The organism is Protofrankia sp. Cr2 (genome assembly GCF_963555885.1).
Classification (GTDB): domain Bacteria; phylum Actinomycetota; class Actinomycetes; order Frankiales; family Frankiaceae; genus Protofrankia.
Map to the genome: position 1 here is coordinate 35129 of NZ_CAUVXG010000044.1, position 6962 is coordinate 42090.

The following is a 6962-nucleotide window of genomic DNA, read 5'->3' on the forward strand; positions in this document are numbered from 1 at the left end:
TCGACGCCGGCAAGAACCTTGTCGGCGCGTTCCACCACCCCTTGGCTGTGCTGTGTGACCTGGCGACACTGGCGACCCTGCCCGCCAACGAGCGCGCCTCGGGGCTGGCCGAGGTGGTGAAGGCGGGGTTCATCGCCGACCCGGTCATTCTCGATCTGCTCGATGACGACCCGACGGGTCTGCGCCATCAGCGTGAGTTGCTGGAACGGTCGATCAAGGTCAAGGTGGATGTCGTTGCGGCTGACCCGGCGGAGGCCGGTCGCCGGGAGATCCTCAACTACGGGCACACCCTGGGGCATGCCATCGAGAAGGTCGAGGGCTTCACCTGGCGCCACGGCGCCGCCGTGTCGGTCGGAATGGTCTTCGCCGCATCCCTGAGCCGGCTCGCCGTCGGCCTGGATGACGCCGTCGCTGACCGGCACCGCGAGCTGCTCGAACGTATCGGCCTGCCCACGACCTACCGCGCGGACCGCTGGGCGGACCTGCTTGACGCGATGCGGGTGGACAAGAAGAGCCGGGGACGCCGGCTGCGGTTCGTGGTCCTGGACGCGCTGGCCCGGCCACGCATACTGGAGGATCCGGACCCGGCGTTGGTCGTGGCCGCCTTCTCCGAGGTCGCCCGGGAGCCCTCGGAGCTCCCGGCGGCCGTCGGTACGGTCCGGTCGTGAGGGTCCGGTCGTGAGGGTCCGGTCGTGAAGGTGATGGTGCTCAGCGGCGCGAACCTGGGCCGGCTGGGCCGGCGGGAACCAGCGGTGTACGGCAGCCGCACCTATGACGATCTTGTTGCTGCCTGTCAGGAGCAGGCTGCGGAACTGGGTCTGGAGGTCGACTGCCGGCAGACCGACGACGAGGCCACGATGCTCGCCTGGCTGCACGAGGCCGCGGACAATGAGGCAGCGGTGGTACTGAACCCGGGGGCATGGTCGCATTACTCCTATGCGCTGCGCGACGCCGCCGCCCAGGTCGGGGGACCGCTGGTAGAGGTGCATCTGAGCCAGACCCATGCCCGGGAGGCATTCCGGCACCACAGCGTGATCAGCGCGGTGGCGGCCGGGACCATAACCGGTCTGGGCTTCGACTCCTACCTCCTCGCGCTGCGGGCGATCGCGGCTCGAGCGCCGCGCGCCGGCGGCTGAGGTCAGGCGTCCCGCGTGGCGATAGACTCGCGCGAGATTCCTGTCTGTCGAACGGACCAACCTGGCGGTCCGGCTGGAGAGTTGCGCGCAGTGGCGACCACGAATGACCTGAAGAACGGCATGACACTCGATCTCGACGGCACCTTGTGGAGCGTCATCGGGTTCCAGCACGTCAAGCCCGGGAAGGGCGGGGCGTTCGTCCGCACGACGCTGAAGAACGTCCTGACCGGCAAGGTTGTCGACCGTACGTTCAACGCTGGTGTGAAGGTCGAGGTAGCCACCGTCGACCGGCGGGAGATGAGCTTCCTCTACCGCGACGGCGCGGACTTCGTCTTCATGGACAGCGAGTCGTTCGACCAGCTGCCCGTTCCGCCCGCCGTCGTCGGCGACGCCGCGAACTACATGCTGGAGAACACCACGGCGACCGTGGCGCTGCACGATGGTGCGCCGCTGTACGTGGAGCTGCCGGCGAGCGTCGAGCTGATCATCTCGGAGACCGAGCCGGGGGTGCAGGGCGACCGCTCCACCGGTGGTAACAAGCCGGCTACGCTGGAGACCGGTGCCACCGTCCAGGTGCCCTTGTTCATCACCACCGGGGAGAAGGTCAAGGTCGACACCAGGGACGGTCGCTACCTCGGCAGGGTGACCAGCTGAGCGCGCGGTCGAAGGCGCGCAAGCGCGCCCTCGACATCCTCTATGAGGCCGACATGCGCGGGAACAGTCTCACCGACACGCTCGCCGAGCGTCTCGCGCAGGCCGACCCGCCGGTGTCGGAATACACCGTCAGCCTGGTCGAAGGCGTGGTCGAGCATCTCGTGGACATCGACCAGATGCTGTCCGACCATGCGCAGGAGTGGACCCTTGAGCGGATGCCGCCGGTGGATCGCAACATCCTGCGGATCGGCGCGTTGGAACTGCTCTGGCGCGAGGACATCCCCGACGGGGTGGCCATCGACGAGGCAGTGGAACTCGCCAAGCTGATGTCGACCGAACGCTCACCGGCCTTCGTCAACGGCCTGTTGGCACGACTGCTTGACCTCAAGGGCGCCCGAGGATAGCCGGACAGTCCTGTCCGCGGGCGCCCTGAGCCGGGGCGAACGTTCCATTCACGATCAAAAAGATCGATTCTGAGGTCGGTCCGCCGGGAACCCCCGATACCCGCCGGACCGACCGTGTACTCATAGCACCGCCGGGCGCGCGAAAGGCATGATCGCGCGCCCTTTGGCGGTGCTGTCCCTGGAGCGCCGCCGGGCGCGCGCGAAAGGCATGATCGCGCGCCCTTTGGCGGGTGCGCGGGTCAGGCAGACTCGCTGATGCCGGCTTCCTGGCCCTGCTCGGGGCTCAGAACTCCCCACGACACGAGCTGCTCGGTGAGTTTGCTCGGTGAGGTGTCGTAGATGACGGCGAGGGAGCGCAGGTCCTCGTAGCGGATGGAGAGTACGCGGCCGTTGTAGTCGCCGCGCTGGCTCTGAATGGTCGCTGCGTACCGGGCGAGCGGGCCGCCCTGCTCCTTGGGTACCTGGGAAAGACGCTCCAGGTCGAGGACGATGCGCGGCGACTGCTCGAGGGGAGCCACGGTTGAACCTTCGGGGAGGAGTTCTCCCACCGGGACACCGTAGAACTCGGCGAGTTCTGACAGGCGCTGCACCGTAACGGCGCGGTCTCCGCGTTCGTAGGAGCCCACGACGACAGCCTTCCACCGCCCGTGCGACTTCTCCTCGACGCCATGAAGCGAGAGCCCCTGCTGGGTGCGTATTGCGCGCAGCCGAGTACCGAGCGCCTTCGCATAGTCGGACATCGGAGTGCCCACTCCCGTCGTGGTCGATCAGTTGGAACCGGGGCTCTTGCCTCCGGTGGTTACCCATAGTAGTCCCGGGTCGGTTGTGGCTCGACACCAGGGGGGTCGTGTTGACACTTTCTTTGTACCACTTTCTGTAGCACTCCGATCGCACTAGGCGCTACGGCTGTGGGAACTTCCCCACGTAGAGCTGTTCATACGCGCCGGGTTCCAAGTATGTAACTTGCAGTGACAATCTGAGGTGCCTGATACCGTCATCCGGACCGCTCCTTTAAGGACCGTCCAGTGAGGCGGGGAAGGAGGGACATAGCCATGGCCACAGCTGCCACGGGCGGGTCCTCATCCGGTCCGGAGACATCCGGCCATGGCGCCGTCCGTACGGTCCTCTCCGGTGCCGACATCGGCCGGATACTCACCCGGATGGCTCATCAGATCCTGGAGAAGACCTCCGGCGGAAACGGCGTCGTGCTTCTCGGGATACCCACCCGCGGGGTGCCACTTGCCCACCGGCTCGCCGCCCGGGTACGCGCGGTGGAAGGCGTCGAACTCGGGGTGGGTTCGCTCGACCCGACCATGCACCGTGACGACCTGCGGTTTCGCGCGGTCCGTCCGCTCGAGGTCACCGACCTTCCCGGCGGGGGGATCGACGGCCGGACGGTGATTCTCGTCGATGACGTCCTGTACTCCGGGCGCACGGTGCGGGCGGCTCTCGATGCGCTGGCCGCGTTCGGCCGGCCCAGGGTGGTACAGCTCGCGGTCCTGGTGGACCGCGGTCACCGGGAACTGCCGATCCGGGCCGACTATGTGGGCAAGAACATGCCGACCTCCCGCCAGGAGGCCGTCGCGGTCCGGCTCACCGAAATCGACGGCCGCGACGCCGTGATGATTGTCTCGGAAGGGGCGGGTCGATGAACCGCTCGTTCTGCGCGAGGTGGCGCCATCCTCGACCGGATGCCGGCGGCGGAGCCCGCCGACACGTGCCGCGGCGGTTGGCCGGGTGATGCGCCATCTGCTGTCCACTGAAGATCTCAGCCGGGACGATGCCCTGCTCGTGCTCGACACCGCCGAGTACATGGCGACTGTCGCGGACCGGTCGGTCAAGAAGCTGCCGACTCTGCGTGGTCGGACAGTGGTCAATCTGTTCTTTGAGGATTCGACCCGCACCCGGACGTCGTTCGAGGTCGCAGCCAAACGGCTGTCCGCTGATGTGATTAATTTCTCGGCCCGCGGATCGAGTGTCTCCAAGGGCGAAAGCCTCAAGGACACGGCGCTGACCCTCGAGGCGATGGGCGCCGACGCGGTGGTGTGCCGTCATCCGGCCAGCGGCGCTCCGCACCGGCTCGCCGGCTGGGTGCGTGGCAGCGTGCTCAATGCCGGGGACGGAACCCATGAGCATCCGACCCAGGCTCTGCTCGACGCGTTCACCATCCGGCGCCGCCTCGGCCGTCTCGACGGCCTGTCCGTCACGATCGTCGGCGATATCCTGCACTCGCGGGTGGCCCGGTCCAACATGTGGCTGCTGTCGACCCTGGGAGCGGCTGTGACGGTGGTCGCTCCGCCCACTTTGGTGCCCGTCGGGGTGCACCGGTGGCCGGTCACGGTCTCCTACGATCTGGACGCGGTGCTGCCCAAGAGTGACGTCGTCATGATGCTGCGGGTTCAGCGGGAGCGGATGACGGCGGCGTTCTTCCCCACCGAGCGGGAATACACCCGCCGGTACGGCTTGGACGTCGACCGGCTCGCGGCGATGCCGCCATCCGCGCTGGTGATGCATCCGGGGCCGATGGTGCGCGGCATGGAGATCGCATCGGATGTGGCGGACTCGACCCGCTCGACCGCGTTCGAGCAGGTCGCCAACGGTGTAAGCGTGCGGATGGCCGTTCTGTATCTGCTTCTGGGCGGCACCAGGGAGGTGGCGTGACCGGGTCCCCGCCGACCACTAAGATGTTCGCTTTGGAGGCCGCTTCATGACGCAACGCGCCGACGTCGTCGCGTTCGATTCGGACAACGGCGACGGACGCTGGCTCCTGCGCGGCGTACGGCCGCTGGGCGCCGCCGCGGTCGACATGCTCCTGGCCGGTCCGGTGATCGTCGAAGTCGGGCCGGGCCTGTGCGCGCCCGGCGCCGAGGTCCTCGACGCGGACGGCCTGATCGCCCTGCCCGGATTGGTCGACCTGCACACCCATCTGCGCGAACCGGGCCGGGAGGACGCCGAGACCGTCGCCTCAGGCACCCGGGCTGCGGCACTGGGCGGTTTCACCACCGTGTTCGCGATGGCCAACACCGAGCCGGTCGCGGACACCGCTGGCGTGGTGGAACAGGTCTGGCGGCTCGGCCAGGCCGCCGGGCACTGTGATGTGCGCCCGGTCGGCGCGGTCACCGAGGGGCTGCGCGGTACCCGTCTCGCCGAACTGGGCGCGATGGCCTCGTCGGCGGCGGCGGTGCGGGTGTTCTCCGACGATGGCAACTGCGTGTCCGACGCGGTGCTGATGCGCCGGGCGCTGGAGTATGTCAAGGCATTCGACGGGGTGATCGCTCAGCATGCCCAGGAGCCCCGGCTCACCGAGGACGCGCAGATGAACGAGGGTGCGGTGTCGGCACGGCTCGGTCTGCTCGGGTGGCCGGCCGCGGCCGAGGAGGCGATCATCGCCCGGGACGCGCTGCTGGCCGGCCATGTCGGCTCGCGGCTGCATGTCTGTCACGTCTCGACCGCGGGCTCGGTGGAGATCCTGCGTTGGGCGAAATCCAAGGGCTGGCGGGTCACGGCTGAGGTCACCCCGCACCATCTGCTGCTCACCGACGAACTGGCCACCACCTACGACCCGGTGTACAAGGTCAACCCACCGCTGCGGACCGCCATCGACGTCGAGGCGCTGCGGGCCGGGCTCGCCGACGGCACAATCGACTGCATCGCGACCGATCACGCCCCCCACGCCCCGCAGGACAAGGAGACGGAGTGGGCTGCCGCCCGTCCCGGGATGCTCGGTCTGGAGACCGCACTGTCGATCGCGATCATGACCATGGTGGAGACGGGACTGCTGGACTGGGCCGGGCTCGCCGACCGGATGGCGGGCGCCCCCGGTCGGATCGGCGGCCTGCCCGCAGGCCACAGTGCCCGGAGCACGTACGGGTCGTGGGACACAGCCGGGGCGCTGTCCGCGGGAGCCGCGGCGAACGTCGTCCTGGTCGATCCGGCGGCCCGCTGGACGGTGGATCCCGCCACGTGTGCCAGCCGCAGTCGTAACACCCCCTACGCCGGCCGCAACCTGCCTGGACGCGTCCAGGCCACGTTCTTGCGGGGGCGTCCCACCGTGCTCGACGGGAAGATCGTATGACCGACCATCTCACCTTCACCGCCTCGCTCGTGGCCACCGCCGACGGTTTCGTGGCTGCGGCGCCGCAACGAGGTCCCGACCGTCTGGGCATGCACCTGCTGTTCGCCTTCGGCTGCCTGTTGCTGTTCGTGGCCGCGGTCGGCGGGATGCGCCGAACCTGGCGCCGTCGGGCCGAGCGGCAGGAGGAGGACCTTCCCGACCTGCCCCCGGTTCCCGGCGAGACCGGCACCGTTCTCGCCGCGCCGCTCAAGGGTCTCTACCTGGGGACGGTGGACGCCGGACACTGGCTCGACCGGATCACAGCCCGCGGGCTCGGTGGACGCGCGGACGCGTACGTGACCGTCTTCGAGGGTGGGATTCAGGTGGACCGCACCGGCAGCGAGCCGTTCTGGATTCCGCGGGACGCCGTCCGCGGCGCCCGGCTGGAGCGGGCGCACGCCGGAAAGGTCGCGGGCGCCGGGCGCATCATCGTCCTGGCCTGGTCGTTGGGCGTCCACGAGCTGGAGACCGGCCTACGCGGGGACGACCGGGCGCGGCAGCCCAAGGTGGTCCGGGCGGTGCACGGCCTGATCGGGCCGGCACCGGGACCCACCGACGGTGAGATCACCAGGCCGCGGCCGATGGGCCGGGCGGTGTCGCGCCTGCGCCCGCGGGCGGCCGGTCAGGCGGCCCAGACGCCCCGCCCCGCCCCAC

The 6962-nt window shown here is 69.1% G+C and carries 8 protein-coding genes and 1 pseudogene; 8 read left to right on the top strand and 1 reads right to left on the bottom strand.

All coding sequences use genetic code 11. The annotated features are described in order from the left end of the window. The 4 genes from U9978_RS17960 to nusB form a co-directional block, all read left to right on the top strand. The coding region (locus tag U9978_RS17960; RefSeq protein ID WP_322762297.1) for a 3-dehydroquinate synthase family protein at window positions 1-668 on the top strand (668 nt) is incomplete at its 5' end. A 24-nt stretch (window positions 669-692) separates the two neighbouring features. Then, a complete protein-coding gene (aroQ, locus tag U9978_RS17965; protein ID WP_416211021.1) occupies window positions 693-1136 on the top strand; it encodes a type II 3-dehydroquinate dehydratase in 444 nt (147 codons plus the stop codon). Window positions 1137-1226: 90 nt separating this feature from the next. Continuing rightward, a complete protein-coding gene (efp, locus tag U9978_RS17970) occupies window positions 1227-1790 on the top strand; it encodes an elongation factor P (protein ID WP_322756091.1) in 564 nt (187 codons plus the stop codon). Beyond that, entirely contained in the window at window positions 1787-2194 is a 408-nt protein-coding gene (nusB, locus tag U9978_RS17975) for a transcription antitermination factor NusB (RefSeq protein WP_322762305.1), read from the top strand. Before efp ends, nusB begins: the two co-directional genes overlap by 4 nt. A 239-nt stretch (window positions 2195-2433) precedes the next feature. Here nusB and U9978_RS17980 read toward each other — a convergent pair whose 3' ends face one another. Continuing rightward, window positions 2434-2934, bottom strand: coding sequence for a transcriptional regulator (locus tag U9978_RS17980; protein WP_322762298.1), 501 nt, complete (start codon window positions 2932-2934; stop codon window positions 2434-2436). Window positions 2935-3246: 312 nt separating this feature from the next. Here U9978_RS17980 and pyrR point away from each other — a divergent pair, with 312 nt between their 5' ends. The 4 genes and pseudogenes from pyrR to U9978_RS18000 all read left to right on the top strand — a co-directional run. Beyond that, window positions 3247-3846, top strand: coding sequence for a bifunctional pyr operon transcriptional regulator/uracil phosphoribosyltransferase PyrR (gene pyrR, locus U9978_RS17985; RefSeq protein ID WP_322762299.1), 600 nt, complete (start codon window positions 3247-3249; stop codon window positions 3844-3846). 88 nt (window positions 3847-3934) lie between these two features. After that, window positions 3935-4855: an aspartate carbamoyltransferase catalytic subunit gene (locus U9978_RS17990; protein ID WP_322762306.1), complete on the top strand. Its 921-nt coding sequence runs from the start codon at window positions 3935-3937 to the stop codon at window positions 4853-4855. A gap of 46 nt (window positions 4856-4901) precedes the next feature. Beyond that, on the top strand, window positions 4902-6269 hold the full coding sequence (locus U9978_RS17995; protein ID WP_322762300.1) for a dihydroorotase: 1368 nt from the start codon (window positions 4902-4904) through the stop codon (window positions 6267-6269). Further along, window positions 6266-6962 (top strand): annotated as a pseudogene (locus U9978_RS18000) (hypothetical protein); the annotation flags it as partial. The gene U9978_RS17995 and the pseudogene U9978_RS18000, both read left to right, overlap by 4 nt.

What these genes read in the sequence shown, in the direction of transcription:
- U9978_RS17980 (WP_322762298.1), bottom strand. Translation starts at nt 2,934, where the DNA reads ATGTCCGACTATGCGAAGGCGCTCGGTACTCGGCTGCGCGCAATACGC.
- pyrR (WP_322762299.1), top strand. Translation starts at nt 3,247, where the DNA reads ATGGCCACAGCTGCCACGGGCGGGTCCTCATCCGGTCCGGAGACATCC.
- U9978_RS17990 (WP_322762306.1), top strand. Translation starts at nt 3,935, where the DNA reads ATGCGCCATCTGCTGTCCACTGAAGATCTCAGCCGGGACGATGCCCTG.
- U9978_RS17995 (WP_322762300.1), top strand. Translation starts at nt 4,902, where the DNA reads ATGACGCAACGCGCCGACGTCGTCGCGTTCGATTCGGACAACGGCGAC.